The following is a 26,845-nucleotide window of genomic DNA, read 5'->3' as shown; positions in this document are numbered from 1 at the left end:
GTTGCGAGACCCGCATAATCCACCGAACCGCCGTATACGGACCCGTACGTACGGTGGTGTGGGAGGGGCGACGCCGCGAGGCGTCCCCCTATCCCGATTGTTTTGGTGCGAAAGTCTCTCACCGCGTCATTGCGAGCGCAGCGAAGCAATCCAGTGTCTTTCCGCGGAGGCAGTCTGGATTGCTTCGCTGCGCTCGCAATGACGGAGGTCGTGGTTTAGCGTTCGCGCAGTCGCCTACTGCACGTCCATCTGCAGCCCTTCCTTCGCAATGATGCCGGCGAACTTCTTCGTCTCGGCATCGAGGAAGTCGGAAAACTGCTGCGGGGTGCCGTAGTCGGCGCGGGCGCCCATCGCGAGGATGTTCTTCTTGATGTCGTCGCGCTCGAGCATCGCCTTGACCTGGAGGTTCAGCGCTTCGAGGACCGGAGCGGGGACGCCCTTCGGCAGGAACACGGCGAACCATGATGACACGTCGAAATTGGCCAGTTCTGGCGCGCTCTCGCGCATGGTCGGCAGGTTCGGCGCGAGGTCGCTGCGCTCCGGCGTGGTGACGCAGAGGCCATTGAGCGTGCCGTTCTGCACCTGCGGCAGGCTCGGATAGAGATTGTCGAACAGGATCTGGATGTCGCCGGCCAGCGCGGCCTGGAGCGCCGGGCCGGCGCCGCGGAATGGAATGTGCGTCATCTTCAGCCCGGTGAGCTGCAAGAACCAGGCGCCGGTGAGGTGAGGGCTCTGGCCGACCCCGGAGGAGGCGTAGCTGAGCTTGTCCGGGTTGGCCTTGAGGAAGGCGATCAGCTCGGCGATCGACTTGATGCCGGTCTTCGGATGCGCCGAGACGATGTTCGGGATCCGGATCATGTTGGAGACCGGCTGGAGCTGGTCCTGCTTGTAGTTCAGGTTCTTGAAGATGCTGTAGGCGATCGCATTCGGACCGGGATTGCCGATCAGGATGGTGTGGCCGTCAGGCCTGGCGCGGACCACCTCCGCCGTGCCGATCGTGCCGCCGCCGCCGGAGCGGTTTTCCACGACGGCGGATTGTCCCCAGGCGGCTTGCAGATGGGCGGCCAGCAGTCGGCCCATGACGTCGGTCGAGCCGCCGGCCGCGGCCGGCACGACGATCCGCACGTTCTCGGTGGGCTTCCAGTCGGCAAGACTCGTGCGCGGCAGGATGGCTGCGGCGGAAAGGCCGGCAACGCCAGCGAGTATGCGACGACGGGAAATCAAAGTTTTGGGCACGAATCCACTCCCCAGCTTCTTGCTTTGCAGCCGAGCGTAGGGAAGGCGACGTGCGACGGCAAGTCGCGCGGGGCGGCACGACGCCGCAGGCTGAAGGCTCAGTTAAAGCTGAGCAGCTTGAAGATGGGTGTGAGGTAACTCATCTCCTGGCCCGACGTTGGCGTCGTCCGGCTGATGAAGTCGAAGATCTTGCCGTCCTGGAGGCCGTAATTCGCAAGCCGGCGCACACGCCGGTTCCTGTCGAAATAGATCGCGATGACGCGCTGGTCGACAACCTTCTGGTTCATGAAGGCCACCATGCGCTCCGAGCGCTGCGAGATGTAGTAAAACACCTCGCCGTCGAGTGTCGCGACGGTGGAGGGCGTGCCCATCACGATCAGCACCTGGTCCTGGCTCGCACCGATCGGAATCTGCTCGAGCGCGCCGGCCGGCAGGATGTAGCCCTTCTGGAATTGTTCGCCGGTGCACCCCGCGAGCGCTGTCCCGATCACAGCTGCGGCCACGACCATGCGCCAGCGCGCAAGAAGGCCGCGCCGCTTGTCTGCGCGCAGGCTGTTTTGATTAGCTATCGTCATTGCGGAACCGATTCCGTCCCCTTGCGTCGCGCGAGGCGCTGAAGTACCGGGCGGAGGCTGTGAATGCAACACGCGCGCGCCCGCTTGCGGAAACCACAATGCTTTGGCCGTTCAATCACTTCAGGAAACCCCGGCTCGCCCCGCGCGGCACCATTGAGGCCATCTATGGCATGATCGTGACGCAGGCGCGAGAACCCATATTCTACCGCGACTTGAGCGTGCCGGATACGGTTAACGGGCGTTTCGACCTCTTGCTGCTGCATTTGTGGCTGTTGCTGCGACGCCTGCGCACCGTTTCGGGCAGCGCGGAGCTGTCACAGGCGCTCTTCGACCGCTTTTGCGAGGACATGGACGACAATCTGCGCGAGATGGGTGTTGGCGACCAAAGCGTGCCGAAGCGGATGCGGGCCTTCGGCGAGGCCTTTTACGGCCGGGCGAAGGCCTATGACGAGGCAGTGGAGGATGGCGGCGAGGCGCTGGCATCCGCCATCTGCAAGAATATCTTGAACGGTGCTGGAATGGATCAGGCGCGGCAGCTGTCGGCTTACGCCCAGGCAACGGCGGCCGATCTGGCCCGGACCAGTGAGGCGGCGCTTCTGGACGCCACCTTTGTGTTTCCACCGGCGCTTCCCGAGGATGTCACGCCATGAGCCGACCCACTGCCGGACCAGACCCTTGGCGGGTCCCCATTACCGTCGCACACGTCCCCGACACAGGCCTGCATCGCAAGCTTGAGGCTTCCGCCGCCGAGCGGCAGGCGATGGCTGAACTCGCCGGGCTGCGCGAGATCCTGTCCGCCCAGGCGGCCTTCGACGTCACGCCGAAAAGCGGAGGCCGCGTCCATGTCACGGGCTACGCGCGGGCCCGAGTCGGCCAGACCTGCGTGGTGACGCTCGATCCGATCGAGAACGAGATCGACGAGGAGATCGACCTGATGTTCGCGCCTGAGGCCGAGGTGCGGCGGCTGGCCGACCTGATCGAGGAGGGGCAGGATAACGAGGAGCCGCCCGAAATTGCCGATCCGCCGGAGGCGATCGTTGGCGGCATCATCGATCTTGGCCGGCTCGCCACCGACGCGCTGTTCCTGGCGATCGATCCCTATCCGCGCAAGTCCGGTGCGGTGTTCGAGGCTGAGGTCACGACCTCCGATCCGGGGGATCATCCGTTTGCGGTGCTAAAAGCGCTTCAGGACAAGAAGAAAGACGAATAGGCGGCCATCCTGTGCGAGGTCGTTTCTGCGACGGAACGCGAAGCGTTTGCCTGGATGGTTTGGGAGACTGGCTTATCCGCTTGATTTACATTAGCTTTGTCGCAATTCTGGCATCTTGAGCCGGATCGCCCCAAATGCAAAAGGCTGGGGGCAAGAGGTTGTTTCGGGATGACAAAACGCTATTGTCGCGCCCCGGTCGGGGCGCAGCGTGGCGCTTCGCCGATCGCCATATCCATGGCGAATCCATTTCGCGGTCCCGCTAGTTGACGACCGCATCAGACCAGGTTTCCAGGACTTTTATGCCAAGTAAGGTTCGCATCGCGCTTGACGCCATGGGGGGCGATGTCGGCGCCGCCGTGGTCATTCCAGGCGCCGCCATCTCGTTCGGCAGGCACCGCGAGACCGAATTCGTGCTGGTCGGCGACCGCGCCAAGATCGAGCCCGAGCTCGAGAAGCACCCCGCGTTGAAGGCCGCCTCCAGGATTGTCCATACCGACGTTGCCGTCAGCATGGAGGACAAGCCGAGCCAGGCGCTGCGGCGCGGCCGCAAGACCTCCTCGATGTGGCTCGCGATCGACGCGGTGAAGAAGGGCGAGGCGGATGTCGCAATCTCGGCCGGCAATACCGGCGCGCTGATGGCGATGGCACGCTTTCACCTGCGCACGTTGCCGGGCGTCGACCGCCCGGCAATCACCGCGGTGTGGCCAACCATGCGCGGTGATACCGTCGTGCTCGACCTAGGCGCCACCATCGGCGGCGATGCGCACCATCTGGTGTCGCTGGCCGTGATGGGCGCGGCGATGGCAAGCGTCTTGTTCAACAAGCCTCGCCCCACCGTCGGCTTGCTCAATATCGGGGTCGAGGAGATCAAGGGCCACGAGGAGATTCGCGAGGCTGGAGAAATGCTGCGCGCGATGAACCTGCCACAGCTCGACTACATCGGCTTCGTCGAGGGCGACGGCATCAGCAAGGGGCTGGCCGACGTCATCGTCACCGAGGGCTTCAACGGCAACATCGCGCTCAAGGCCGCCGAGGGAACCGCGCGGCAGATCGCGGCATTGCTCCGTGACGAGATGCGCAAGAGCTGGATGTCGAGGATCGGCTATCTCTTTGCACGCCGCGCCTTCCAGACCCTGCGTGAGAGAATGGACCCCAACAAGTCCAACGGCGGTGTGTTCCTGGGATTGAACGGAGTGGTGGTCAAGAGCCACGGCGGAACCAACGCCGAAGGCTTTGCCTATGCAATCGATGTTGGCTATGAAATGGTCAAATTCGATCTCCTGAACAAGATCAATCAGATGCTCAACCGCGAAGGAGGTGCGCTTAGTTCCGCGCCAACCGCGCAGGAGGCTGTTTCGTGACCAAAATTCGTTCGGTCGTGCTGGGCTGCGGCGCCTATCTGCCGGAGCAGGTGGTGACCAATGCCGAATTGGCGGCGCGCATCGACACGTCCGACGAGTGGATCGTGCAGCGCACCGGCATTCGCGAGCGGCACATCGCGGCCGACGGCGAGTTCACCTCGCATCTGGCGATCAAGGCGGCGCAGGCCGCGCTCACAGATGCCGGCGTGGACGCGCAGTCTATCGAGCTGATCTTGCTCGCGACCTCGACGCCGGACAACACGTTCCCGGCAACCGCCGTTGCCGTGCAGCACGCGCTCGGCATCAATCATGGCGCGGCGTTCGATCTCCAGGCGGTTTGCTCGGGCTTCGTGTTTGCGCTCGCCACCGCCGACAATTTCCTGCGTACCGGCACCTACAAGCGTGCACTGGTAATCGGCGCCGAGACCTTCTCGCGCATCCTCGACTGGAACGATCGCGGCACCTGCGTGCTGTTCGGCGACGGTGCCGGCGCGGTGGTGCTGGAAGCGCAGGAGCAGCCGGGCAAGGCTGCGACCGATCGCGGCGTGGTGACCACGCATCTGCGCTCGGACGGCCGGCACAAGGCAAAGTTGTTCGTCGACGGCGGGCCGTCTTCGACCCAGACTGTCGGTCATCTGCGCATGGAGGGCCGCGAGGTCTTCAAGCACGCGGTTGGCATGATCACCGACGTGATCGTCGACGCCTTCGAGGCGACCGGGCTCAATGCCGAAAGCATCGACTGGTTCGTGCCGCACCAGGCCAACAAGCGAATTATCGACGCCTCCGCGCACAAGCTGCATATCGCGCCGCAGAAGGTGGTGCTGACGGTCGACCGTCACGGCAACACCTCGGCGGCCTCGATCCCATTGGCGCTGTCGGCGGCACGCAAGGACGGCCGCATCAAGCGCGGCGACCTGGTTCTGCTGGAAGCGATGGGCGGCGGCTTCACCTGGGGTTCGGCGCTGGTGCGCTGGTAAGCCACACTCGATAAAATTTTGCCCGAATCAGCGACGATTATCGATGCGTCTGCATTGATGAGCGGTGTTGACCGCAGTATCGTAACCTCATAATTTCAGACAACAATTGTTCGCCGTGATGTGGGGCAGGGCGATGACCGATACCAGCAAAACCGTAACGCGTGTTGATCTGTGCGAAGCCGTCTACCAGAAGGTGGGCTTGTCGCGCACGGAATCGTCCGCATTCGTGGAACTCGTGTTGAAGGAGATCACCGACTGCCTTGAGAAGGGCGAGACGGTGAAATTATCCTCATTCGGCTCCTTCATGGTGCGAAAGAAGGGTCAGCGCATCGGCCGCAACCCGAAGACCGGCACCGAGGTGCCGATCTCGCCGCGCCGGGTGATGGTGTTCAAGCCGTCCGCGATCCTGAAGCAGCGCATCAACGCCCAGCACCGCACCAACGGCGACGGCAGCAAGGTACAACCGGAGGCGTAACCGCCCTCGCAAAGGATTTTGCATTTGGACAAGGCGCCGGATGCGTTCCGCACCATCAGCGAAGTAGCGCAGGAACTCGACATTCCGCAGCACGTGCTGCGGTTCTGGGAGACCCGATTCGCCCAGATCAAGCCGATGAAGCGCAGCGGCGGCCGCCGCTACTATCGCCCCGACGACGTCGACCTGCTCAAGGGCATCCGCCGTCTCTTGTACGGGGAGGGCTACACCATCCGCGGGGTGCAGCGGATCCTCAAAGAGCACGGCATCAAGTCGGTTCAGGGCCTGGCTGACAGCTCGGCCGCCGTCTCGTTCGGGGCGATCGAGGACGCCATCGGCCACAGTCTGATGGAGCCCGAGGAAGAGACGGGCGCCCGCGGCACCCTCGACACCGACGATGACGACTACCAGGGCGAAGAAGCGGAAGGCATCGACTTCCGCTTTTCGGAGACCGACGACGAGGAAATCCTTACCACCTTCCGCAAGGGCGGCACCGCACCGCCGGCCGGTCCCAGCGCCCTCGATCGGGAGCGGCTCCGACGGGTGCTCGGCGACCTCGTTGCCTGCCGGGAGATGCTGGACTTGGCGCTGAAGGACGGCTGACGCCGCATTTCGTCGTCTTTACGGTGAGTTCCGTGGATTTGAGCCGACACCAATTTGGTATCGCTCCTTGCGCAAAGCGGCGATCCTAGCTAATGGAACGGCATTCGGAGCGTGGCGCAGCCCGGTTAGCGCACTAGTCTGGGAGACTAGGGGTCGGAGGTTCAAATCCTCTCGCTCCGACCATTTTCATCTGAGATGGACCAAATTCCTGCGCAATCGCGGATCGGTAAGCTGATTTCTGTTTTTCGAACGGGCCGATGCCAGCGTCGCGCAATTGGCCGGAGCTGCGTGGACACTGCTGCTCCGGAACAGCTTTGTCGCGGGCCCACGCCCGAACGGCGAAGGTGCGCTGATGGTGCCCCACCGCTTCCAGGATGGAAGCCTGCGCGCCCTCGAGGCGTTTGGTGAACCCGCTGACGTTCAGGTCCAGGACCGCGTCGGCCGCCAAAACGGATACTGAGATGAGCGCAACAGCCGCGGCGACGGTCATTCCTTTCCATTCTGATGACTGTATCACTTAACTTTCTCAGCTATTCACCCGCTTGCCCGGATAGATGGTGCTTTTGCGTGTGGTTCAACCCCCAAAACAGGCTCGCGCACGTAATCTTGATGTAGACCCGTAACTCGGCAACGCCTGCCGTCCTTGCGGCTGCAGTCCGACCCGCCGCTTGTCGAAATCCATCTTGAAGTTATTTCGTGGCCCGGCCGGCCACTTTCGATTGGCAGGTCTTCGACAATGCCCAACGTCAAGTCCTTGCCGAACAACGAAATGCTAGGCGGTCCGTCGTAAGAGTCCCACCACCATCCTCGTCGTCTCGTCCACTAGCATCCGCACCATCCTATCCGACAGCATCTCCGCCTGGTTCAGAACCGTGTTGTGCGCCACTGCCTCAATCGCGCTGACGCAGATGAAGGTGGCGAGCCCCGGATCGATCTTGCGCATTTCCTTGCGCCGGCTTTCGAGATAGGCGCGGACGAGGGGGTGGACTTCGCGGTTGAAGGCTTCGACGTCTTTGAGCTGTCCGGTGCGCGGGATCTGCTCGGCGAGCACGTGGTGCAGTTTTGGGTCGATGCGATGGGCTTCGATCGCGACCGTGACGAGCTCGCGCACGGCCGTCTCGATCGGCATGTCCGCGACTTCGGTGAACGCGGCGCGGACGAGCCCCATGATCTCCTGGTTGTGGCGCTCGATCACGGCGGCGACGAGCGCCTCTTTGCCGGGGAAATACTGGTACAGCGAGCCGACACTGACGCCGGCGACCTCGGCGATCCGGTTGGTGCTGGCCTTCTCAAAACCTTCCCGGACCAGAACGCGAGCGGTTGCTTCGACCAGCGCGTCGACCGTCGCGCGCGACCTTTCCTGAGAGGCATTTTTCCGAGGCTTTGTCGGCGGCTTGCGGGCCATGCGGTGGCGCTTTCGAATGCGAGTAGAAAAAGCGAGTGATAGCTCGCATTATAGCCGCAAGGAGGCGCGGGCGGGCAAGCGTCCTGTCGCCGCGCCTTCGTAGCCAGTCGGGGATGTGACCATGAGCGTCGCGAAGATCGTGTCGGCCTTGCAGTTTTGCCCGGGCGGCAGGACGCTGGATGCGTCGCCGCCCGACGATCCAGGGCCCAGCTTGCAGAGCCGTTGCTTCAACGTGCTGCTGGGCCTGCTTCCGTTCAAGAAGCAGCTGGCGTCGGCCGAGGCCGTGCAGGCGCATGTGCACAAGATGGCATTGCAGCCGGCCTCGCATGAGCCGACCGGTTTGGGCCCTGGCGTCGAAGTGACCCTGACCAAAATGGGCGGGTGGCCAGTCTACTACACGGCGCCGTCTTCCGGCTACGAGGGGCGCAACTACGTCATGTTCCTGCATGGCGGCGGTTACATCAACGAGATCGTGGCTGCGCATTGGCGCCTCGTTGGCCGGATGACGCGCGGGGCGCGCACCGTTTGCGTCGTGCCGATTTATCCGCTTGCGCCGCGCGCCACGGCCAAGGAGGTCGTACCGGCGACAGCCGAACTGCTGCGGATGCTGCTGGAGGATGCCGGGTCCGCAAAGGTCACGGTGGTCGGCAATTCGGCCGGCGCTGGCGTCGCGCTCGCAGCATGTCAGTGGCTGCGCGATCGCGGACGTCGGCAGCCGAATCGGCTGGTGCTGATCTCGCCCGCCGCCGATGCGTCGGTGAGTCGCCCTGAACAGGTGACGATCGCAGCGCGCGATCCCATCCAGGACATTCCGGGGATCATCGCGGCGGGGCGGCTCTATGCCGGCGAGCTCGATGTCGGCCATCCCTTCGTCAGCCCGCTAAACGGCGCCTTCCGCTCGCTCGCGCCGATGCTGATCTTCTCCGGGACGCGCGATCTGCTCTATCCCGACAGCGTCGATCTCGCCGCAAGGGCGAGGGCGGCGGGCGTGCCGGTTGAACTGCATCTCCTGCGCGACCGGCCGCACAATTACGCGTTGATGCCGACGCCGGAAGGGCGGAAGGCACGGGCGATGATTCTTGGTGCGGTGGCTTGAGGGGCGGTGTGATCGTCGTCACACGGCGCGCCGGCGCAATGGGTCTGGCGCTGTGCAGCCCGCGCGGAGGGAATAGGCAGCCCCCGGGGCGTTTCCTCGATAATGTAGTTTTGCGGGGCCTTAGGCGTGGCCCTTGATCTCGTAGTGACCCGGCACGCATTTGTAGCGCTCGAGGCGCCAGTTGGCGTGATAAATCGGATGCTCGCCCATCCATTTCGCAAGGGGGGCCTGTGCGCCGACCGCGCACTGCATCATCGATATCTCGGGCGTCATGTTGCTGTCGGTCACGATTTCCTCGACGCAACTGCCTGAGCTGGCTGCGCTAAGCCGGCAGAGCACGGCAACGACGGTCACGAACATTCCTGTCACCTCATCGGTAGTTTCTGACCACGAAGAGGATGCAAGCGGAGTGCCAGAGCCTGTGACGCAAACAACACGCTGGCCTGGCCGACTCGCCCCAGCGTCCGGATTCCATTTGACGATTCGGATTGTAAAAAAATTACCCTTAACCCGAAGCCGGACAAATACGGGGAACCGGCAGGGATGAGCGCAGGGATGTTTGATCGTTAGGGCAGCGCCGCGCCGACGGTCCTTCACAACCCCCTCATAGCCGATAGGCTTGCAGACCGTGGACACCCGCCAAAAGAGCGGAGCCGCTTCAACGTGTATGGAAACGCGAGGGCAGAACATGAAAGTACGACCGACCGGCGTGATCCCGCCGATGACGACGCCGTTCCGGAAAGACGGCGAGATCGACTTCAAGCTCGTGGCGCCCCAGGTCGACTGGATGATCGGTGCCGGCGCTCACGGCGTTGCAGCCGGCGGCTCGACCGGCGAGGGGCACACGCTCGACCACGAGGAATATCGCGACCTGATCGCGGCGACCGTGGACGCCGTGAACGGACGCATCCCCGTGATCGCCGGCATCATCGTCGACTCCACCCGTGATGCGATCCGCCGCGGCCGGCTGGTGCGCGACATGAATGTTGCAGCTCTCCAGGTCACGCCGGTGCATTATCTGTTCAAGCCGGACGATGAGGCGATGGTGGCGCACTTCCGCGCGATGGCCGACGAGACCGGCATGCCCATCATCATCTACAACGTCGTGCCGTGGTCCTATCTGTCGCCGGCGCTGCTGACGCGGATCATGACAGAGGTGCCGCTGGTCGTCGGCGTCAAGCAGAGCGCGGGCGATCTCAAGCTGTTCGCGGACCTCATGATGATGGCGCCGGACAAGCTGATCTACAGCGCGGTCGATGCCCTGATGTATCCGTCCTACACGCTCGGTGCCCATGGTTCGATCGCCGCGATCCTGACCGCCGCACCGCATGCCTCCGTCGCGCTGTGGGACGCGGTGAAGGCGGGCGACCATCCGCGCGCGCTCGATCTGCACAAGAAGCTGCTGACGCTGTGGAACGCGATCATCGCCGACAATCTGCCGGCCTGCACGCGCTACGCGCAGACCCTCCAGGGTCTGCCCAAGACATATCCGCGCGCGCCGATGCCGGAGGCCTCGCCCGCCCAGCAGGTCGCCACCCGCAAGGCGCTGGGGGCCCTCGGCGCCTTGAGAGGACAGCGCATCGAAGCCGCGGAATAGCGCGTCAGCCGAAATAACTGACGTTGAGCATGGCAGGGCCGAGCCGCTTTTACCTGCGGATGCGGCGCTGCTACATTTTGCGCGCGACCGGCACGCCGGCGCACCCGACGAAGAAACATACCGGCAAGGGGAGGGGCTGAAGTCCCATGAAGGATTTTGCAGGAAAGATCGCCGTCATCACCGGCGGCGGCACGGGGATGGGGCGCGAGCTCGTGCGGCAGCTGGTTGCCGAGGGCTGCAATGTGGCGATGTGCGACGTCTCGGCAGCCGCGATGGCGGAGACCAAGCGGCTGTGCGAAGCCGAGAAGCTGCCGCAGGGCCTGCGCGTCACCACCCATGTCGCGGACGTCTCGATCGAAGATCATCTCAAGCGCTTCCGCGACGAGCTCGCCGAGCAGCAGAACACGGACAGGATCCATCTTCTGTTCAACAATGCCGGCATCGGCGGTGGCGGCAGCCTGTTTAGCAACACCCGCGAGCAGTGGGAGCGCACCTTCAACATCTGCTGGGGCGGCGTCTATCTCGGCGTGCGCACCTTCCTGCCGATGTTGGTCGCGGCGGACGAGGCCCACATCGTCAACACCGCCAGTGTCAACGGCTTCTGGGCCTCTATCGGCATGAACCAGGCCCACACCGCCTACAGCTCCGCCAAGTTCGCGGTGAAGGGATTTACCGAAGCGCTGATCAACGATCTCCGCCTGCACGCCCCGCACGTCAAGTGCTCGGTGGTGATGCCCGGTCACATCGGCACCTCGATCGTCTCCAATTCGCGCAAGGTGCAGAGCAATGACGGGTCCGACCGCCTCAATCCCGACGAGGTCGCGCTGACCCGCAAACGCATGGTCGCTGCCGGCGTGCCAGATGCTGACAAAATGTCGGACGATGACATCCAGGCGGTCTTCGCCGAGCGCGCCCGCAGCTTTCTCGAGGATGCGCCGACTTCGGCTGCGCAGGCCGCGAAGATCATTCTCGACGGCGTGAAAGCCGAGCGATGGCGCATCCTGGTCGGCGAGGACGCGGTGCGACTCGACGGGCGCGTCCGCGCTACGCCCGAACAGGCCTATGACCGCGCCTTCTACGAAAGTTTTACCCAGGAGGTCGGCTGGCGGCTTGGCTGAGACTGTCAGCGAAACGCGCGCCGATATAGGTATGACGTCCATCATGGCAAGACGCGCGCTGGTAATTTTTGCGTGCCATCCCTCGCGTGCTCGTGCCCATATGACAAAATCGAATGTCACGCATGCGACATGATGGGTGCGTTCAAGCGATGGTGATCTCGAACGGGTCTCATTCGGCGCACGCCAGCTTGGTTGGCGAACCAGAATAGTTTAATCAATCAAGGGTAATGCCAGCGATGAAGCGTAGCTCCCGATGATACCCGCATGCCTCTCCGACGACTGGATCCTATGCCCGGAGAGAGAGGACATCTCCGCTGAGTTCACGCGGCTGCTGACCGCGGCCCAGGATGGCGGCGCCACTATCGCCGAATGCCTGATGATCGCACGGCAACTGAAGCGTGGCGACGAACTGTCCTGGCATCGCGAGTGGAAGAAGCTTGCACAGGCCAGCCGCGAGCGAGCCGAGGCTGCGTTCGCGGAGGGCCACAAGGCGACCGCGCAGCGCAACTGGCTGCGTGCGATGAACTACTACGGCGCGGCCGCAATGCCGCTCGATCAGGCCGATGAGCGGCGCTGGGTCGCGGTGCTCGCGATGCAGGATTGCGCCCGGCGCTTCCTCGCCGCCCGCGGTCCAGCGGGCGAAGTCGTGACGGTGCCGTGGATCGACGGCCATTACTTGCAGGGCTATTTCCTGCCTGCGCCATCCGCGAACGGGCGGGCGCCCACCGTGATCTGCATCGGCGAACCCGGGCACCGTAAAGAGGAATTCCTGTTCAAGCTCGCGCCGCATGCGCGCGAGCGCGGATTCTCGATGCTGGCGCTGGACTTGTTCGGCGACCAGCGCGACGATTATCTCGACGTACTGCTTCAGCGCCGCGATCTCGAGAGCTCGATCGCCAGCGTCATGGATTATCTGGAAACGCGCAGCGACGTCGATTTCGAGCGCGTCGGGGTCCTCGCCGATGGCTGGGGCTCCTCGTTCGTCGCGCGTGCGGTGTTGCAGGAGCCGCGGCTCGCCGCGGCCGTCTGCGACGGCGGCCTGTGGGACCTGCACGAGCGCGCCTTCTTCGCCAGCCGTTTCGCGATGAGCGACGTCAGCATCGTTCCGGTGCCGCATTCGCCACTGATGGCAAGCAGCATCGACTGCCCGGTGCTTATTACGCTGGGTGAGGACGGCTGGCTCAAGGCCGATCGCGCCCGTAAGATCGTGCAGAACTCCCGGTTCGGCAGCTCCGAGATCATGCTGAAGGTGTTCACCGCGGCGGAAACCGGCGCGGCGCAGTCCCACGCGGACAATCCGAGCCTTGCCAACGAATACATCTTCGACTGGCTCGAATCGCGGCTCGGCGCTGGCGGGCGGGCCTAGAGGGGCCGGATCAGAAGTCGAGGGTGAGGCGGACGCAGGCCTTTTCGAGACGGGTTTTCAACGTCGCGAGTTTGGTGGTGAACTCGGTCAGCTCGTGCTCGTCGAACTCCTGGAAGACGAATTCCTTGATCGTCTTGTACTGTTCGTTGAGGCTTGTCAGGTGCTTTTGCGTCTTCTCGGTCAGGGACAGCCGGACCACCCTGGCGTCGGTCGGCGAGGGCCGCCGGCGCAACAGGCCCTTCTTCTCCAGTAGCTTCGACTGGGTGGTGACGAACGAGGGATCGACGTGGAGCAGCTTGGAGACGACGTTGACCGGGATGCCGTCGTCCTTGTCGAGGTCGGAGATTGCCATCAAGATCAGCCATTGCGGGCCGCTGATGCCGAGCGTCCTGGCCCAGAACTGGCGCAGCTCCTCGAGATACATATTGATTGACGATATCTCCCAGGTGAAGCGCTTGATGATATCCAGATTGCCGATGGAGCGCAGGCGCGCTCCCTCTTTCCTCGTCGCGGACACAGCGTCACTCCCGTGAACAGATTCTTCAGGCAGGCGTTCTGGCAGCTCATAGTTCACGCAAGCCTGCCTTGACGCAAGTGCCGAGCAGGGTAATTTTGTCAGTAATATTACAAAGATGATGACGTCAGCATGTTGGCCAGCCCGGGGTGTTGCGCCCAAGGCACAGGTTTAGTGAAACCACAAGGCTTATCCAATAAACTATTTTGATTAACAGAACGGCGCAGGCATATTGATCCGTGACGGTGGGGGGTCTCGATCGTCCCGTTGCAGGTGGTTCGCTCACGTTCCTCACGTTCAAGCAGGTGCGTCCGAAAGCGCGAAGCGGCCGAGCGGATTGAAGAGACGGGGATTGGGGGCCTCACGGTCCGGTCTCCGCAAAATGAGCAACTTGGAGATTTTAAATGAAAATGGTGAAGAGCCTATTGCTCGGCACTGCGGCGGGTCTGATCGCCGTGAGTGGAGCCCAGGCGGCCGATCTTCCGGTCAAGGCCAAGGCGGTCGAGTACGTCAAGATCTGCTCGCTGTATGGTGCTGGATTCTACTATATGCCGGGCACCGATACCTGCATCAAGCTGGGCGGTTATCTGCGCGCTGACGCGATTCTTGGCGGCGCAGGCGACTATAATTTCCAGCAAGGCGCGAACGCGGGATCGAACAACCGTCTGACCAACTACTATACCGGCCGCGCTCGTTTCGACTTCAACGTCGACACACGCACGGCGACCGAGTACGGCGTGGTGCGAACCTACGCCGATTTGATCTTCAGCTGGGATTCTCAGACGGTCACCGGCAGCAATCCCTCGACGTTCTCAACCGGTTCCGCCTCGCTCGGCCTCTACCATGCGTTCATCCAGTTCGCTGGCTTCACCTTCGGCCGCACGGTCTCGATCTTCGATGCCCCGTGGCAGAGCTATCCGGCTGGCGGTCCTGATACGCTTCCGGGCGGCAGCAACCACGTCAACGGCGTGAACCAGGTTGCCTACACGGCTGACTTCGGCCAGGGCATCACTGCTTCACTCGCGTTGCAGGACGAGACGACGGCGAACAACGGTCAGTCGAACCTTTGGAACGTGTCGTCGGGTACGGCCGCTCAGTTCGTGACGGGCGTCTATGGTGCCAACGCTTGGGGTGGCACGCGTTCTCCTGACATCATCGGTCAGGTCCGCGTCGACCAGGCCTGGGGTCTGGCCCAGATCTCGGTTGCCGCGCATGACCTCCATCCTGCCTACTACGGCGCGACGGAAGTCACCGGTCACCCCTCCGACAAGTGGGGTTGGGCTGTGCAGGGAGCGTTGTCGATCAAGAACATCCCGACCGGTGCGGGCGACAACATCAACCTGCAGGCCGTCTACACGGATGGCGCGACTCGCTACAACTTCCAGAGCCTGTTCCCGCAGAGCTTCTTCATGTTCAGCGGTAGCGGCGCTGGCGCGTATCAGAGCACCGGTTTCGCCGGTCTTTCTGACGGCGTCTTCGGCGTTGGTACCGGCATCGATACCGTCAAGACCTGGGGCCTCCGTGGTGGCTATACCCACAACTGGACCCCGAACTGGGCGAGCGCCGTCTACGGCGGCTATGCCCAGTTGAAGTACGGCAATGCCGGCAAGGCCCTGATCTGCGGCAACTTCGCTGCTATCGCGCTCGCGGGTGCTACCTGTAATCCGGACTTCAACTTCGCGGTCATCGGTGTCAACACGGTGTGGACTCCGGTCAAGAACCTGGCATTCACTGCTGACCTGAGCTACTCGCATCTGGACCAGAAGTACTCTGGCACCATCGCGAGCCCGGGCATTGCCACCGCTGCGAAGCCGGCGGCCGTGTACGAGCTGAAGGACCAGAACTCGATCAGCATGCTCCTCCGCGCTCAGCGCAACTTCTAAGATCGATCGCGTAGATCGATCAGAGAACCCCGGCGGGACACCGCCGGGGTATCTTGCGAGATGGGCTTTCGGAAAATCCGGGCAGCCCGTGCAGCCGACGAAGACGAGCCATGCGGTTCGATCGGCCTCAATCTTATTTACTTACCTGAGCTACTAAGCTATATAGCTGCCAGCCGATTTCGAAAGTTACGGCTCTTAGTTTGATGCTAAGCCTCCAGGAACCTCCGGCAATGCCCTGCCGGAGGTTTTTCATTTTGGAGAAGCCGAAGCGGCCTCAGCCGCGCATGATTCGCGCGCGGGAATTCGGCCGGTAGGCGAGGCGGCTGTGGCCGGCGCAATAGGACTGGCCGTCGGGCGCGGCGTTGCCGCAAAAGCAGAAATCCTCCGCACCGGGCGTCGAGATCGGCCAGCGACAGCGGTTCTCGGCGAGCTCAAGCAGCGAGCAGCGATTAGCGTCATCGATCGGCCCCGTGACCGCAGGGGCGCCGGTCTCGCCATAGAGCGTCGCAAGCATTTCATATTGCAGCCGCGGCACCGCCTTGGGCGCGCGGGCGAAGCTCCTGTCGGGCTTGCGCTCGTCGGTCGACCTGCCGCGCGTCAGATTGAGCCGCGATAGCTTGCCGATTACGGCGTTGCGGCTGACGCCAATGTCGGCGGCGATCTCGCGGCAGGACAGGCCGGCCTCGAAGTGCTGCTTCAGAAGTTCGATTCGCTCGTCGGTCCAGGTTGGTGAGAGAACAGGCATTTGTAGCGGTCCCAGGTTGCAGATCTCGGCCATCCGCCTTTCGAGATCCGTCCGCCTCACGTTGGCGCGCGTTCACGTCCTGCCATTGTCGCGAATCGACAGAAGCCCATCCTTGATGGCGAGACGGATGCCTTCTTCGATCAATGTCCGCGCAACGCCGGGAACGCTGGTGCCGTGGGTGCCCTGTCTCACCAGCTTTTCGAGATAGGTGATGGTCGAGAGCGCCAAGGTTACGGGAATGCGGTCAGTCTCGGCTTTTTCGGTGGCCATGGCCCGAACGCTAGCCTCTTACTCAGGTACATAAAAGTAACGATTAAGACTCTATTTAGGTTCGGTGGCGGAAGTCAAATCCAGATTGCAACTGTTCTTGAGGTTATTGGAATCGCTAGAGAAAATATCCACGACGGCGTGCGCCGCGCCGGTATCCCGTGCGGCGGAGGAGCTGGACCGGAGAATGGCGGTGGAGCTGGACCGAAGAAGAGAGACAGGCCGATCTAGCCGTGCACGATCGCCTTTTCGATCATGCAATGAATGCCCTTGGAGCCGTTGACGGTCTGCGTCACCCGCAGATCGGCGGCCAGGCTGCACAGCGTGTAGGCGTCCTCGCGCGACAGGTTTCGCTTTTCGCCTAGCAGCACGATCATGTCGCGCAACGCCCGTACTACGCACTGGTCGAGGTCGGGGTCCATCGCCATGGTCATGTAGTGCGACGACGTCTCGGCGCGGGGATAATCGAGCCGCAGGTCCTTGCGCAGCGTTAGACGGAAGCGGCCCTGCAGCGCGGTCTCGATCGCGGTGACGCAGACCTCGCCGTCGCCCTGCACGCCATGGCCGTCGCCGCAGGAGAACAGTGCGCCCGGGACGAACACCGGCAGATACAGCGTCGCGCCGGTACCCAGCTCCTTGTTGTCGAGATTGCCGCCCATCGCGCGCGGAATCAGCGAGGAGATGCGGCCCCAGGCCGGCGGCGGCGAAACGCCCATCACGCCAAAGAACGGTTTGAGGGGGAGGTCGAGGCCCCACGGCATGTGGCCGACCATCCGCGCCCGATCCAGGGGGATGTTGAGGATACGCGTCTCGTGGAAATCGTCGGGCAGGGTGCCGGACAGCGGCCTGATCAGATTCCAGCCCCAATCCTGCCGAAGCTGGACGTCGAGGATTGCGACCTCCAGCACGTCGCCGGGCTCTGCCCCGTTGACGGCGACCGGACCGGTGAGGATATGGCCGGGCAGCATCCGCTCGGATTTCGCATGCACCTCGAACAGCTCCGGCGGAACGTGAAACTGGTTGCGGTCCGGCACCACGTCCGGCCCGCCGCTAATAGTGTCGATCGTGACCTCGTCGCCGCTGTCGATCGTCAGCACCGGCTTGAGCCTGGCTTCGAAGAAGCCCCAGTGGCAGGTTTCCGGGCTTGAATGCAGGTGGTGATGGGTCATCGGCCACGTCCAGTTGGTTTCATCTGAATTCGCCATGAGAACCTGCAAAGGCCGGGCTTGACCAGGCAATCGATCCTCTTCCAAGAAGACTTCCGAAGATGGACCGGCGGGTCAAGCCCACGCGCAACAAGCACGATCATTCCAGCGAGGCTCCCCTGCTTTTTGTCCTCTCCAAGACTTTCGGCGCCGCGTTGCTGCCGATCAATCTCCTGGTCGAGCTCGGGATGCTGTCGCTCGTGCTGATGGCGACGCGCTTTGCTGCGGTCGGCCGCAAGCTTGCAGCGGCCACGCTGATCCTGCTGGCATTGGCGGCGTTTTCTCCGCTCGGCAATCTCTTGCTCTATCCGCTTGAGTCGCGTTTTCCGCCGTGGGATTCGTCGCACGGTGCGCCGGACGGCGTCATCGTGCTCGGCGGCTCCGTCGACACCGACCTGTCGGCGGCGCACCACACGCCCGTCGTTTCGCATGCGGCGGATCGTTTGTTTGCGCCGGCCGAGCTCGCGCGCCGTTATCCCAATGCGCGCATCATCTTCACCGGAGGAACCGCGAACCTGGTCTCGACCGATGCCAGGGAAGCCGACTACTCTGCGCCGATCCTGGAAAATCTGGGGGTACCGAAGGAACGCCTGATCCTGGAGCGGAATTCGCGCAACACCTACGAGAATGCAATCTTCACGAAACAGCTGGTGACGCCGAGGCGGGGAGAGCGCTGGATTCTGGTCACGTCAGCCTTTCACATGCCGCGCTCGATGGGGATTTTTCGCAAGGCCGGATTCAATGTTGAAGCCTATCCCGTGGACTGGCGGATGGGCGGGCGTGACGACCTTTTCTCCTTCACCAACATCGGTGCCGATGGGCTCGGCAGAACCGACGTGGCCGTGCGCGAATGGATCGGTCTTCTGGCCTACCGCCTCATGGGCAGGACCGACGAGTTGCTTCCGGCACCTGCCAAGGACTAGAACGAGGCTAAGAAACAACAACGCCCGCGCGTGATCGCCGGCCGGGAGAACGCCATGCCGCAGCAGAGTGCAGACACGATCGATCTTGCCGGCCTCGCCGCCGATCTCAATAGCCTGTTGCGGCTGAAGACGACGGTGATCGGCATGAAGCTGTTCGCGCACATCGCGGAGATGGAGGCGATCCCGAAGATCAGGCGGCCGAACGCGATCCATACCACGGACCAGATCGTCAGCATGGCCGCGCGTTTGGGCTGGACCGTCGGCATCACCGCCGATGATCTCGTCGGCGCGCAGTGCCGCGCGGTGATTGGCCTTGCCCCGCAGGACGACAAATGGCTCGCCGGCGAAAACTATGTCGGTGTCTGGCACGGCACGGCCGAGGATGCCCGCAAGCGCCAGGAGGCGCTGGACGTGGTTCCGTTCGGCCCGTACCACGCGCTCGCGGTGAGTCCGCTTGCGAGCGGCCGGCTCGATCCGCCGGACATCTGCCTCGTTTACGCAACGCCGGGGCAGATGATCATCCTCATCAACGGTCTGCAATATACCGGCTACAGGAAGTTCGAATGGGGCGTGGTCGGCGAGACGGCTTGCGCGGATTCCTGGGGGCGGGCGCTCAAGACCGGCGAGCCCAGCCTGTCCTTGCCATGCTATGCCGAACGGCGCTATGGCGGCGTGCCGGACGAGGAGATGCTGATGGCCCTGAAGCCTCGACACCTCGCCAAGGCGATTCTGGGCATGAAGGCGCTGGCCAAAAACGGCCTACGTTATCCGATCCCGCCCTATGGAATTCAAAGCGACGTCCGTGCCGGCATGGGCGTGAGTTACGCGAAGAAGTAAAGGTCGACCATGAGCTCAACGAAATTCGATATCGTCGTCTATGGCGCGACCGGCTTCACCGGCCAGCTCGTCGCCGAATACCTGACGACGCATTACAAGAACGACAACGCGCTCAAATGGGCGATGGCAGGCCGTAGCCTCGGCAAGCTGAAATCGGTGCGCGATGCGATCGGTGCGCCCGGGAACACGCCGCTGCTCGTGGCGGATGCGTCGGATGCGGCCTCGCTGAAAGCGATGGCGGAGCAGACGATGTCGGTGATCAGCACCGTTGGGCCGTATCTGCTCTACGGCAACGAGCTTATTGCGGCGTGTGCTGCTACGGGTACCGATTATTTCGATCTGTGTGGCGAGGTGCCGTGGATGCGTCGCATGATCGATGCCCATCTCGGAACCGCGCAAGAGTCGGGCGCGCGGATCATGTTCTCCTGCGGCTATGACTCGATTCCGTTCGAACTTGGGACTTTCTTTGTTCAGGAAGAGGCCAGGCGCGTGCTCGGTACGCCTGCACCGCGCGTCAAGGGGCGGGTGCGCGAAATGCGCGGCACCTTCTCCGGCGGAACCGCCGCAAGCGGCCGAGCGATCTTCGAGGCCGCATCAAAGGATCCGAGCCTGTTGGCGCTGGTGCGCGACCCCTTCGCGCTCACGCCGGACTTCCAAGGGCCAAAGCAGCCCCCCGGCAACAAACCGATCTTCGACGAGGATCTGCAGACCTGGTTGACGCCGTTCTTCATGGCTAACATCAACACGCGCAACGTGCATCGCTCCAACATGTTAATGGGTTTTCCTTACGGGCGTGAGTTCGTGTACGACGAGATGCAGATCGCTGGGCCCGGCGATGAGGGCGAGGCCGAGGCGAAGCGCATCGTGGCTGCCAATAACCGCATGGCTACGCAAGCCGGTCCCAAGCCGGGAGAGGGGCCTTCGAAAGAGGAACGCGAGAACGGACTCTACGATTTGCTTTTTGTCGCGATCGATTCCGACGGCCGCCAAGTCCGTGCGTCGGTGAAAGGAGACCGTGATCCCGGCTATGGTTCGACCTCGAAGATGATCGCCGAAAGCGCGCTCTGTCTGTTGCGCGATGCGACCGACGTGCCTGGAGGGATCTGGACCCCGGGCGCGGCGATGCAGCACAAGCTGATCAAGCGGCTGCAGGAGCATGCGGGACTGACGTTTGAGGTGGAGCGATAGGCGCAGTCACGCGCCACAATCACGGTGTCATAGCCCGGCCTTGACCGGGCGATCCAGTATCCAGAGACGGCAATGATTGAGCCGAGAGGCCGCGGCGTACTGGATGCCCCGCCTGCCGCCTTCGCTAAAGCTTCGGCGCCCCGGGGACCTCAACCCCGGCGAAGCCTTGGCGTAGCCGGGTCGCGGGGCATGACAGAGTCCTTCTTCACACTGCCCGCGCATCATACGCGTACATGAAGTCCATCCCCCTGGCGCCGAGCGGCAACAGCCATTTCATCATCTGATTCCTGACCCAGGCGCCGGTGGCGCTGAATTCGCGCTTGCTGTTGCCGTTGCGGCGCGCCATTGCCACGATCCTCTCGGCGCGCGGGCGCCGCTCGGCCTCGAATACCTGGAAAGTGGCGCCGAGGTCCTGGCCATCCTGCATCAGCCGGGCGAGCCGCATCGCATCCTCCAGCGCCAGCGAGGCGCCTTGGCCGGCATGGGGGCTCGTGGCATGCGCGGCGTCACCGATGAGCAACGAGCGCTTGCGCGACCAGGTGGGCAATGTCGCCACATCGAGCGTGTCGGTCACGACGATGTTCTCGGCGGCCTCGATGATATCAGGGATCGGATCGTGCCAGCCGCGATGGAAGCCGCGCAGATGCTGCTTCAGTGTCCCCTCATCGAGCGCGCGGAACATCGCGGCATCCATGCCGTGCGCCGGCTGCGTGCTCCACCACATCACGCCCTCGTTCGGATCCGGGCTGCAATAGCCGTAGCCGAAGAAGCCACTCTGGCCGAAGGTAGTCTCGACGTGCCTGCCGATCGGTCTGCCGTCGAGGACTGCGTGCGGCACGAACCCGCCAAAGCCGATCAGCCCGGTGTTGAACGGCACGGGCCCATCCGGAATCACCTGGCGTCGGACCACCGAATGCACCCCGTCCGCGCCGATCAAGAAGTCGCCCTCGGCGGTGGTGCCGTCGGCGAAATAGACGATGATCGGTTGGTCGCCGCGGTCCTCGATTCTGATCAGGCGCTTGTCGAAATAGAGCGAGACGCAAGCACACCAGGCCTTGTCGATCAGGATCTCGTTCAGCGTTGCGCGGCAAACGTTGACCGCGGGCTGCCCGAAGCGCCGCTCGAGGTCGCGATTGATCGAGCCGAGTCTCTCGCCGCCTTGCGAAAAGAAGTCGAAGGATTCCGCGATCGAGCCGCGGCTGATCAACTCGCCGGCGAGCCCGATCTCGTCCATGACATACATGCCGTTGGGCGCGATCTGGAGACCGCCGCCGATGCCCTTGGAATAGGGCCAGGCTTCGTAGATCGCGGACTCGATGCCGGCCCGGCGCAGCAGGATCGCGGTGACGGGCCCGGCGATGCCTGCGCCGATGATCAGCGCCTTGCGGGGACGGTAAGGCATGGCTTGCTCCCGACGTTTCGGTAGTGCTAGGAGAATTAAGGTTGCTAATTCTCTTAGCAACTAAGATATATCTTCGCTAAGATATGAGGTCGGCCTTGTCAAGGGCAAAGGCGCGCACGGCGTTGTTGCAGCAGCTCGAGGAAGCGATGCGGCGGTCCTCCGCGCAGGGCGTGCTCTATGGGCAAACCGTTGCGAACGTGGCGGGAATTGCCAACTCCGACCTCGAATGCATGGACATCCTCTATCTCGAAGGGCGCGTCACAGCAGGCCGGCTCGCCGAGGTGACAGGCCTCACGACGGGCGCCATCACGGGCGTGGTCGACCGGCTCGAGAAGGCAGGGCTGGTGCGCCGCGAGCGGGATGAAAACGACCGGCGCAAAGTCTTCATTGCTGTCGTGCCGGAGGCAGCCATGAAGATCGGCCAGTTCTACGTGCCAATGCAGCAGGCAATGGAGAAAGTGTTCAATACCTATTCCGACGAGGAACTGGTGCTGCTGCTGCGCTTTGCGACGGAGGGTTACAAGGGCGTGCTCGCGGCGACCGAGGCGCTGAAGGGACTGCTCGACACGCCGCCGGAGAAGCGTCCAGATCTCAAGCTGAAGAAGCTTCGTCAGCCCTGAGCTTGTGCACTTGCGCGGCTGCGATCATGCCCCACATCGCACCCAGCATCATCCAGAAGTGCCGCCAATGGTCGGTGTCGATCACAAAGCTCTCGCCGACGGTGCCGATGAACGCAGAGAAGACGGCGAGATAGGCGCGCTGCCATGGCACGCGCACGAAGATGTGCCGAAAACCCATGATTACGGTGGTGAAGACCAGCGCGGGATAGCAGACGCCGGAGAGCCAGCCGCCGGACATGAAGGCGTTGAGATAGGAATTGTGGGTGTCCTCGGGAAAGAACCGGTGGAATTGCAGCGGCCCAATGCCGAACGGCAGGTCGAGCGCCATCTCCGCGCCGAGGATGTGCCGGCCGAACCGGCCGAAGCGGCCTTCGTCATAGCTCTGATCGAAGCTCGCGCGCTGCTTGAACATCTCCGCGATGGGATCGAATGACAGCAGCACCGCGATCAGCGCTAGCCCCAGCACCGCGGCGACGGTCGTCATGATGATGATGCGTGAGCGCTGCGCGTTGGTTCGGCTGGTCAGGACCATCAGCGCCAGCATGAAAGCGGAGGTCAGGACCAGGCCGCCCCAGGCCGCGCGGGAGAAGGCGAGCAGGATCGCCAGCGCCATGATGCCGAAGGCAATGACGTTGCGAAACGCCTTGCCCAGCCGGTCGGAGACCGCGCTCTGCAGGCAAAACAGCGCCGGCAAGATCAGGAAGGCGCCGAGCACGTTGGGATCCTTGAAGGTGCCGCGCGCACGCTCGTACAGCGTCAGCAGGTCGCGTCCGCCGGGAACGAGGTTGAAATAGCCCGCGATCGCCGAGAGCGCAGCGATCATCGCGCCGACCACGAGGCCACGGCGCAACATGTCGAGCCGCGCCGTCGTGTCCTCGGAAATCACCATGGCGAAGAACACAACGGTTACTGCCATGTACCAGGAGGTTGCGATCCAGCTTGCGACCTCGGACTGCTCGAGCAGCGGGATCGCGGAAATGGTGTAGCCCACGTTGAGCAAGACCAGCAGCAGCAGCAGCGGTATCAGCACCAGCCTCAGACGCAGGCCGGTGGCGAAGAAGGTGACGGTTGCAAGCAGCGTCACGATCTCGTACGGGCTCGGCTCGATGAAGACGATCGCGCCGGCGACGCCGACCAGCCACACCAGCGCGCGCTGCAAGGCCAGCACGCCGGGTGCAGCGCGAGCCGCTGCACTCAAATCCCCAGCTGTTGCCGCATACGCCATCAAACGCTCACACGCTTACGCAAGTGCACACACAACTTCCGCCGTCATGCCCCGCCTTGTGCGCGCTTGCGCACCGGGGCGGGGCATCCAGTACTCCGCGCTATCAGTGGCGACGCTCGCCGCCGGCGTTTACTGGATCGCCCGGTCAAGCCGGGCGATGACAGCGCGTTCTTGACGCATTCATCTCAATACGCGTTCTCGTTCTTGGTCAGCAGCGCGATCGGCGTCTTCAGGAGAATATAGAGGTCGAACAGCACGGACCAGTTCTCGATGTAGTAGAGATCGAACTCGACGCGCTTCAGGATCTTCTCTTCGTTGTCGATCTCGCCGCGCCATCCGTTGACCTGGGCCCAGCCCGTGATGCCGGGCTTGACGCGGTGGCGGGCGAAATAGCCGTCGACGGCTTCGTCGAACAGGCGGCTCTGAAGCTTGCCCTGCACCGCATGCGGTCGCGGGCCGACCAGGGAGAGATTGCCGGAGAAGATCACGTTGAAGAGCTGCGGCAACTCGTCGAGGCTGGCCTTGCGGATGAAGCGGCCGACGCGGGTAACACGCGGATCGTTCTTGGTCACGACCTTTGAAGCCAGCGGGTCGGCCTGATCGTGATACATCGAGCGAAACTTGTAGACATCGATGCGCTCGTTGTTGAAGCCAAAACGCTTCTGGCGGAACAGCACCGGGCCGCGGCTGTCAAGCTTGATCGCGACCGCGACCAGTGCCATCACCGGAAGTGCGGCGATCAGGGCGAGACTGCCGACCACGCGGTCGAACAGCCATTTCATCACCAGGTCCCAGTCGGTGATCGGCGCCTCGAACACGTCGAGCGTCGGCACCTCGCCGAGATAGGAGTAGGAGCGGGGACGGAAGCGCAGCTTGTTGGTGTGAACGGACAGGCGGATATCGACCGGCAGCACCCATAGCTTCTTCAGCATCTCCAGGATGCGCGTCTCGGCCGAGATCGGCAGCGCGAACAGCACGAGGTCGACGCGGGTGCGGCGGGCGAACTCGACGATGTCGTCGACCTTGCCGAGCTTGCGCGCGCCGGCGCAGGTGTCGAGCGCGCGGCTGTCGTTGCGGTCGTCGAACACGCCGAGCACGTGGATGTCGGTATCCTCCTGCGCGTTGAGCGCCTCGACGAGTTGCTCGGCGCTGCGGTCGGAGCCGACGATGATGGTGCGGCGGTCGAGCCGACCCTCGCGGGCCCAGGCGCGCACCAGAGAACGCAGCACAAGACGCTCGGTAAGCAGTGCGGCGAGTCCGAGGAAGTAGAACGCGGCAAGCCACAGCCGCGACACCTCACCCCCGAGCTTGGCGAAGAAAGACGCGCCGATGAACAGCAGGAAGACGAACGACCAAGACGAGATCATTCGCGTCATCTGCCGAAGCTGCCCGCGGAACAGCTGCACCTGATAAATGTCGGCGGCTTGAAAGCAAATCACGGCAGCGATGGCCACCGCGAAGATGGACGCGAGATAGTCCCAGCGAAAATCGGTGAGCGGCATGACATAGCCGACATAGATCGCGATGCCGACGAGGCTCAACACGACGAAATCGATCGCACGCACGGCGCCGGCAATCACGATCGGCGAATAGGCGCGAGCGACCTTCTGGTTGACGACGTCGAGCGCGGCGGGCGTCAGGCGGCGACGGCGTTCGACAAAGGGCTGGTCGGCCGGCTTGGCCGCGGCGCTGGTCGCGGCATCGAGCATCGAGCGTGCGTTGAGCGGTTCCACGGGCGTCCCTGTCCATTCCAAGAACCGGCGGCGCAGCCTCCTGCGCCCCGGGCGAGAATCCCCTGGCTCACCGGATAGCGGACAAATCGGAAGAATCTCTAAAGCGGTCTTAAGGATGGTTAATGATTGGCAAATGCGTCGCGGTAGCCCGCGAGCACGCCGTCGACCATCGCCTGCTGGGAGAAATGCGCCGAGATGCGCTGGCGCAGCGACACCGCACGCTGGATGGTCGCCTGCGGGTTATCGAGCGCAGCCGCAATCGCCTCGGCCATGGCCTCCGCGTTGCTGGCGGCGAACAGGGCAGGGCTTTCGGCGCCGAAGATTTCGGGGATACCGCCGACGTGGGCCGCAATCATGGGAATGCCGGCAGCTCCGGCTTCGATGACCACATAAGGCATGGAATCGCCGCGGGAGGGGACGACCAGAAGCCGTCCCTTGGAAAAGCCGTAGCGCGCCTTGACGTGGCCGATGAAACGGATGGCGCGGTCAAGGCCGAGCCTCTCGACTTGCGCCTTCAACGACGCCGTCTCCTCGCCGTCGCCACCAAGCGTCAGTGTGACCTTCCTGCCGTTCGCGTGCAGGCGCGCGACTGCATCGACCAGGAGGTCGGCGCCCTTGATGTGCCGGAACTCGCCGACATAGGCGAGGTCGGTGGCATCCTCGGTGGTGACGACCGGCTCGAATTCCTCGGGCGCGACGCCGTTGAAGACGCAATGCACCACGCCCTTCGGCGTGCCGACGATGCGCTGATAGGTGTCGCGGGCAAACGCGCTCTCGAACAGGAACAGGTCTGTCGAGCCCATCAGCGCCCGCTCGAGCCGCGCGTAAAACTCGCCCTTGATGGTGTTGAGGGGATAGTGCAGCGAGCCGCCATGCGGCGTGTAGATGCGGATGATGTCGTCGGAGCGCCGCCGCATGCGGACAAAGGCGCCGGCCTTGGCGCCGTGGCCATGCAGAACGTCGGGCTTGAGCTTGGCGATCAGCTGCCGCATCCGGAGCCACACCAGAAAATCTTCCGGCGACGGATCGCGGCGGATCGCCATCCTGTGCACGCCGAGCCCCAGCCGCGGCGCGAGCTCGGCCAGCGCCTTGTCCGCGCGCTCGCCGCCGGTGAGGCTGTCGGCGAGAATGCCGACATGATGGCCGCGGTCGACCTGTCCGTTGGCGACGTCGAGGATGTGCCGGAAAATGCCGCCCACGGGCGCGCGCACGGCGTGCAGGATGCGAAGCGGCTGGTCGGGAGAGGGGGGCATGATCAAAACCAGCGCTCGACGGCGAATGCCGAAC

At 63.4% G+C, this 26,845-nt stretch carries 27 protein-coding genes and 1 tRNA gene; 16 read left to right on the top strand and 12 right to left on the bottom strand.

All coding sequences use genetic code 11. The features are described 5' to 3' along the window. Nucleotides 1–234 precede the first annotated feature (234 nt). Both IVA82_RS32880 and IVA82_RS32875 read right to left on the bottom strand, forming a co-directional pair. Nucleotides 235–1,236 carry a tripartite tricarboxylate transporter substrate binding protein gene (locus tag IVA82_RS32880; protein WP_247387206.1) on the bottom strand — a complete coding sequence of 334 codons (1,002 nt, stop codon included), beginning with the start codon at nucleotides 1,234–1,236 and terminating at the stop codon, nucleotides 235–237. A gap of 98 nt (nucleotides 1,237–1,334) precedes the next feature. After that, nucleotides 1,335–1,811, bottom strand: coding sequence for an outer membrane protein assembly factor BamE (locus tag IVA82_RS32875; protein ID WP_247387207.1), 477 nt, complete (start codon nucleotides 1,809–1,811; stop codon nucleotides 1,335–1,337). Between the two features lie 98 nt (nucleotides 1,812–1,909). On the opposite strand from IVA82_RS32875, the gene IVA82_RS32870 reads away from it, so the two are divergent. From IVA82_RS32870 to IVA82_RS32840, 7 genes are all read left to right on the top strand, one after another. After that, entirely contained in the window at nucleotides 1,910–2,461 is a 552-nt protein-coding gene (locus tag IVA82_RS32870; protein ID WP_247387208.1) for a ubiquinol-cytochrome C chaperone family protein, read from the top strand. Beyond that, on the top strand, nucleotides 2,458–3,021 hold the full coding sequence (locus IVA82_RS32865) for a DUF177 domain-containing protein (protein WP_148739123.1): 564 nt from the start codon (nucleotides 2,458–2,460) through the stop codon (nucleotides 3,019–3,021). Before IVA82_RS32870 ends, IVA82_RS32865 begins: the two co-directional genes overlap by 4 nt. A gap of 299 nt (nucleotides 3,022–3,320) precedes the next feature. Continuing rightward, entirely contained in the window at nucleotides 3,321–4,382 is a 1,062-nt protein-coding gene (plsX, locus tag IVA82_RS32860; protein ID WP_247387209.1) for a phosphate acyltransferase PlsX, read from the top strand. After that, nucleotides 4,379–5,359: a beta-ketoacyl-ACP synthase III gene (locus tag IVA82_RS32855; protein WP_247387210.1), complete on the top strand. Its 981-nt coding sequence runs from the start codon at nucleotides 4,379–4,381 to the stop codon at nucleotides 5,357–5,359. Before plsX ends, IVA82_RS32855 begins: the two co-directional genes overlap by 4 nt. Before the next feature lie 133 nt (nucleotides 5,360–5,492). Then, complete coding sequence (locus tag IVA82_RS32850) at nucleotides 5,493–5,834, top strand: integration host factor subunit alpha (RefSeq protein WP_028171641.1); 342 nt, start codon at nucleotides 5,493–5,495, stop codon at nucleotides 5,832–5,834. A gap of 24 nt (nucleotides 5,835–5,858) precedes the next feature. After that, nucleotides 5,859–6,434: a MerR family transcriptional regulator gene (locus IVA82_RS32845; RefSeq protein ID WP_247387211.1), complete on the top strand. Its 576-nt coding sequence runs from the start codon at nucleotides 5,859–5,861 to the stop codon at nucleotides 6,432–6,434. Nucleotides 6,435–6,539: 105 nt separating this feature from the next. Next, nucleotides 6,540–6,617 (top strand) — tRNA-Pro (locus IVA82_RS32840). 589 nt (nucleotides 6,618–7,206) lie between these two features. Here IVA82_RS32840 and IVA82_RS32835 read toward each other — a convergent pair. After that, nucleotides 7,207–7,839 carry a TetR/AcrR family transcriptional regulator gene (locus IVA82_RS32835; protein WP_247387212.1) on the bottom strand — a complete coding sequence of 211 codons (633 nt, stop codon included), beginning with the start codon at nucleotides 7,837–7,839 and terminating at the stop codon, nucleotides 7,207–7,209. A 121-nt stretch (nucleotides 7,840–7,960) separates the two neighbouring features. Here IVA82_RS32835 and IVA82_RS32830 point away from each other — a divergent pair, with 121 nt between their 5' ends. Next, the gene (locus IVA82_RS32830) at nucleotides 7,961–8,935 is read left to right on the top strand and encodes an alpha/beta hydrolase (protein ID WP_247387213.1); all 975 of its coding nucleotides are present in this window, start codon (nucleotides 7,961–7,963) and stop codon (nucleotides 8,933–8,935) included. A 120-nt stretch (nucleotides 8,936–9,055) separates the two neighbouring features. Here IVA82_RS32830 and IVA82_RS32825 read toward each other — a convergent pair whose 3' ends face one another. Further along, nucleotides 9,056–9,295, bottom strand: coding sequence for a hypothetical protein (locus tag IVA82_RS32825; protein ID WP_015685698.1), 240 nt, complete (start codon nucleotides 9,293–9,295; stop codon nucleotides 9,056–9,058). 328 nt (nucleotides 9,296–9,623) lie between these two features. On the opposite strand from IVA82_RS32825, the gene IVA82_RS32820 reads away from it, so the two are divergent. From IVA82_RS32820 to IVA82_RS32810, 3 genes are all read left to right on the top strand, one after another. After that, nucleotides 9,624–10,532: a dihydrodipicolinate synthase family protein gene (locus tag IVA82_RS32820; protein WP_247387214.1), complete on the top strand. Its 909-nt coding sequence runs from the start codon at nucleotides 9,624–9,626 to the stop codon at nucleotides 10,530–10,532. A gap of 146 nt (nucleotides 10,533–10,678) precedes the next feature. Continuing rightward, nucleotides 10,679–11,650, top strand: coding sequence for an SDR family NAD(P)-dependent oxidoreductase (locus tag IVA82_RS32815; RefSeq protein WP_247387215.1), 972 nt, complete (start codon nucleotides 10,679–10,681; stop codon nucleotides 11,648–11,650). Nucleotides 11,651–11,903: 253 nt separating this feature from the next. Beyond that, nucleotides 11,904–13,016: an alpha/beta hydrolase gene (locus tag IVA82_RS32810; protein WP_247387216.1), complete on the top strand. Its 1,113-nt coding sequence runs from the start codon at nucleotides 11,904–11,906 to the stop codon at nucleotides 13,014–13,016. A gap of 10 nt (nucleotides 13,017–13,026) precedes the next feature. Here the strand turns inward: IVA82_RS32810 and IVA82_RS32805 are convergent, their stop codons facing one another. Further along, complete coding sequence (locus IVA82_RS32805; protein WP_247387217.1) at nucleotides 13,027–13,533, bottom strand: MarR family transcriptional regulator; 507 nt, start codon at nucleotides 13,531–13,533, stop codon at nucleotides 13,027–13,029. 401 nt (nucleotides 13,534–13,934) lie between these two features. Between IVA82_RS32805 and IVA82_RS32800 the strand changes: the two genes are divergently transcribed. Continuing rightward, nucleotides 13,935–15,413 (top strand): porin, encoded by a 1,479-nt coding sequence (locus IVA82_RS32800; RefSeq protein WP_247387218.1) that lies wholly within the window; start codon nucleotides 13,935–13,937, stop codon nucleotides 15,411–15,413. 274 nt (nucleotides 15,414–15,687) lie between these two features. On the opposite strand, the gene IVA82_RS32795 is transcribed toward IVA82_RS32800, so the two are convergent. From IVA82_RS32795 to IVA82_RS32785, 3 genes are all read right to left on the bottom strand, one after another. Beyond that, nucleotides 15,688–16,158: a GcrA family cell cycle regulator gene (locus IVA82_RS32795; protein ID WP_247387219.1), complete on the bottom strand. Its 471-nt coding sequence runs from the start codon at nucleotides 16,156–16,158 to the stop codon at nucleotides 15,688–15,690. Between the two features lie 72 nt (nucleotides 16,159–16,230). Continuing rightward, entirely contained in the window at nucleotides 16,231–16,428 is a 198-nt protein-coding gene (locus IVA82_RS32790; RefSeq protein ID WP_007603456.1) for a hypothetical protein, read from the bottom strand. Between the two features lie 224 nt (nucleotides 16,429–16,652). Beyond that, nucleotides 16,653–17,594 (bottom strand): acetamidase/formamidase family protein, encoded by a 942-nt coding sequence (locus IVA82_RS32785; RefSeq protein WP_247387239.1) that lies wholly within the window; start codon nucleotides 17,592–17,594, stop codon nucleotides 16,653–16,655. A 191-nt stretch (nucleotides 17,595–17,785) separates the two neighbouring features. Between IVA82_RS32785 and IVA82_RS32780 the strand changes: the two genes are divergently transcribed. The 3 genes from IVA82_RS32780 to IVA82_RS32770 are packed head-to-tail and all read left to right on the top strand — an operon-like array spanning nucleotide 17,786 to nucleotide 20,578. Then, nucleotides 17,786–18,553: a YdcF family protein gene (locus IVA82_RS32780; protein WP_247387240.1), complete on the top strand. Its 768-nt coding sequence runs from the start codon at nucleotides 17,786–17,788 to the stop codon at nucleotides 18,551–18,553. A 54-nt stretch (nucleotides 18,554–18,607) separates the two neighbouring features. Further along, complete coding sequence (locus tag IVA82_RS32775; RefSeq protein WP_247387220.1) at nucleotides 18,608–19,390, top strand: DUF169 domain-containing protein; 783 nt, start codon at nucleotides 18,608–18,610, stop codon at nucleotides 19,388–19,390. 9 nt (nucleotides 19,391–19,399) lie between these two features. After that, complete coding sequence (locus tag IVA82_RS32770) at nucleotides 19,400–20,578, top strand: saccharopine dehydrogenase NADP-binding domain-containing protein (RefSeq protein ID WP_247387221.1); 1,179 nt, start codon at nucleotides 19,400–19,402, stop codon at nucleotides 20,576–20,578. 205 nt (nucleotides 20,579–20,783) lie between these two features. Here the strand turns inward: IVA82_RS32770 and IVA82_RS32765 are convergent, their stop codons facing one another. Next, the gene (locus IVA82_RS32765; RefSeq protein WP_247387222.1) at nucleotides 20,784–21,980 is read right to left on the bottom strand and encodes an FAD-dependent monooxygenase; all 1,197 of its coding nucleotides are present in this window, start codon (nucleotides 21,978–21,980) and stop codon (nucleotides 20,784–20,786) included. Between the two features lie 146 nt (nucleotides 21,981–22,126). Here IVA82_RS32765 and IVA82_RS32760 point away from each other — a divergent pair, with 146 nt between their 5' ends. Further along, nucleotides 22,127–22,600, top strand: coding sequence for a MarR family transcriptional regulator (locus IVA82_RS32760; RefSeq protein WP_247387241.1), 474 nt, complete (start codon nucleotides 22,127–22,129; stop codon nucleotides 22,598–22,600). On the opposite strand, the gene IVA82_RS32755 is transcribed toward IVA82_RS32760, so the two are convergent. From IVA82_RS32755 to IVA82_RS32745, 3 genes are all read right to left on the bottom strand, one after another. Continuing rightward, nucleotides 22,572–23,825 carry an O-antigen ligase family protein gene (locus IVA82_RS32755; RefSeq protein WP_247387223.1) on the bottom strand — a complete coding sequence of 418 codons (1,254 nt, stop codon included), beginning with the start codon at nucleotides 23,823–23,825 and terminating at the stop codon, nucleotides 22,572–22,574. The genes IVA82_RS32760 and IVA82_RS32755 overlap by 29 nt on opposite strands. 185 nt (nucleotides 23,826–24,010) lie before the next feature. Next, nucleotides 24,011–25,558 carry an undecaprenyl-phosphate glucose phosphotransferase gene (locus IVA82_RS32750; RefSeq protein WP_247387224.1) on the bottom strand — a complete coding sequence of 516 codons (1,548 nt, stop codon included), beginning with the start codon at nucleotides 25,556–25,558 and terminating at the stop codon, nucleotides 24,011–24,013. Nucleotides 25,559–25,677: 119 nt separating this feature from the next. Next, a complete protein-coding gene (locus tag IVA82_RS32745; RefSeq protein ID WP_247387225.1) occupies nucleotides 25,678–26,811 on the bottom strand; it encodes a glycosyltransferase in 1,134 nt (377 codons plus the stop codon). Nucleotides 26,812–26,845 lie beyond the last annotated feature (34 nt).

Source organism: Bradyrhizobium sp. 142 (genome assembly GCF_023074015.1).
Lineage (GTDB): Bacteria > Pseudomonadota > Alphaproteobacteria > Rhizobiales > Xanthobacteraceae > Bradyrhizobium.
This window is presented reverse-complemented; position numbering and strand designations above follow the sequence as displayed.

Excerpts from the sequence above, each read along its gene's own strand:
- IVA82_RS32875 (WP_247387207.1), bottom strand. The coding sequence starts at position 1,811 with ATGACGATAGCTAATCAAAACAGCCTGCGCGCAGACAAGCGGCGCGGC.
- IVA82_RS32870 (WP_247387208.1), top strand. The coding sequence starts at position 1,910 with ATGCTTTGGCCGTTCAATCACTTCAGGAAACCCCGGCTCGCCCCGCGC.
- IVA82_RS32865 (WP_148739123.1), top strand. The coding sequence starts at position 2,458 with ATGAGCCGACCCACTGCCGGACCAGACCCTTGGCGGGTCCCCATTACC.
- plsX (WP_247387209.1), top strand. The coding sequence starts at position 3,321 with ATGCCAAGTAAGGTTCGCATCGCGCTTGACGCCATGGGGGGCGATGTC.
- IVA82_RS32850 (WP_028171641.1), top strand. The coding sequence starts at position 5,493 with ATGACCGATACCAGCAAAACCGTAACGCGTGTTGATCTGTGCGAAGCC.
- IVA82_RS32835 (WP_247387212.1), bottom strand. The coding sequence starts at position 7,839 with ATGGCCCGCAAGCCGCCGACAAAGCCTCGGAAAAATGCCTCTCAGGAA.
- IVA82_RS32830 (WP_247387213.1), top strand. The coding sequence starts at position 7,961 with ATGAGCGTCGCGAAGATCGTGTCGGCCTTGCAGTTTTGCCCGGGCGGC.
- IVA82_RS32825 (WP_015685698.1), bottom strand. The coding sequence starts at position 9,295 with ATGTTCGTGACCGTCGTTGCCGTGCTCTGCCGGCTTAGCGCAGCCAGC.
- IVA82_RS32820 (WP_247387214.1), top strand. The coding sequence starts at position 9,624 with ATGAAAGTACGACCGACCGGCGTGATCCCGCCGATGACGACGCCGTTC.
- IVA82_RS32815 (WP_247387215.1), top strand. The coding sequence starts at position 10,679 with ATGAAGGATTTTGCAGGAAAGATCGCCGTCATCACCGGCGGCGGCACG.
- IVA82_RS32810 (WP_247387216.1), top strand. The coding sequence starts at position 11,904 with ATGATACCCGCATGCCTCTCCGACGACTGGATCCTATGCCCGGAGAGA.
- IVA82_RS32800 (WP_247387218.1), top strand. The coding sequence starts at position 13,935 with ATGAAAATGGTGAAGAGCCTATTGCTCGGCACTGCGGCGGGTCTGATC.
- IVA82_RS32795 (WP_247387219.1), bottom strand. The coding sequence starts at position 16,158 with ATGCCTGTTCTCTCACCAACCTGGACCGACGAGCGAATCGAACTTCTG.
- IVA82_RS32790 (WP_007603456.1), bottom strand. The coding sequence starts at position 16,428 with ATGGCCACCGAAAAAGCCGAGACTGACCGCATTCCCGTAACCTTGGCG.
- IVA82_RS32785 (WP_247387239.1), bottom strand. The coding sequence starts at position 17,594 with ATGACCCATCACCACCTGCATTCAAGCCCGGAAACCTGCCACTGGGGC.
- IVA82_RS32775 (WP_247387220.1), top strand. The coding sequence starts at position 18,608 with ATGCCGCAGCAGAGTGCAGACACGATCGATCTTGCCGGCCTCGCCGCC.
- IVA82_RS32770 (WP_247387221.1), top strand. The coding sequence starts at position 19,400 with ATGAGCTCAACGAAATTCGATATCGTCGTCTATGGCGCGACCGGCTTC.
- IVA82_RS32765 (WP_247387222.1), bottom strand. The coding sequence starts at position 21,980 with ATGCCTTACCGTCCCCGCAAGGCGCTGATCATCGGCGCAGGCATCGCC.
- IVA82_RS32760 (WP_247387241.1), top strand. The coding sequence starts at position 22,127 with ATGCGGCGGTCCTCCGCGCAGGGCGTGCTCTATGGGCAAACCGTTGCG.
- IVA82_RS32755 (WP_247387223.1), bottom strand. The coding sequence starts at position 23,825 with ATGGCGTATGCGGCAACAGCTGGGGATTTGAGTGCAGCGGCTCGCGCT.
- IVA82_RS32745 (WP_247387225.1), bottom strand. The coding sequence starts at position 26,811 with ATGCCCCCCTCTCCCGACCAGCCGCTTCGCATCCTGCACGCCGTGCGC.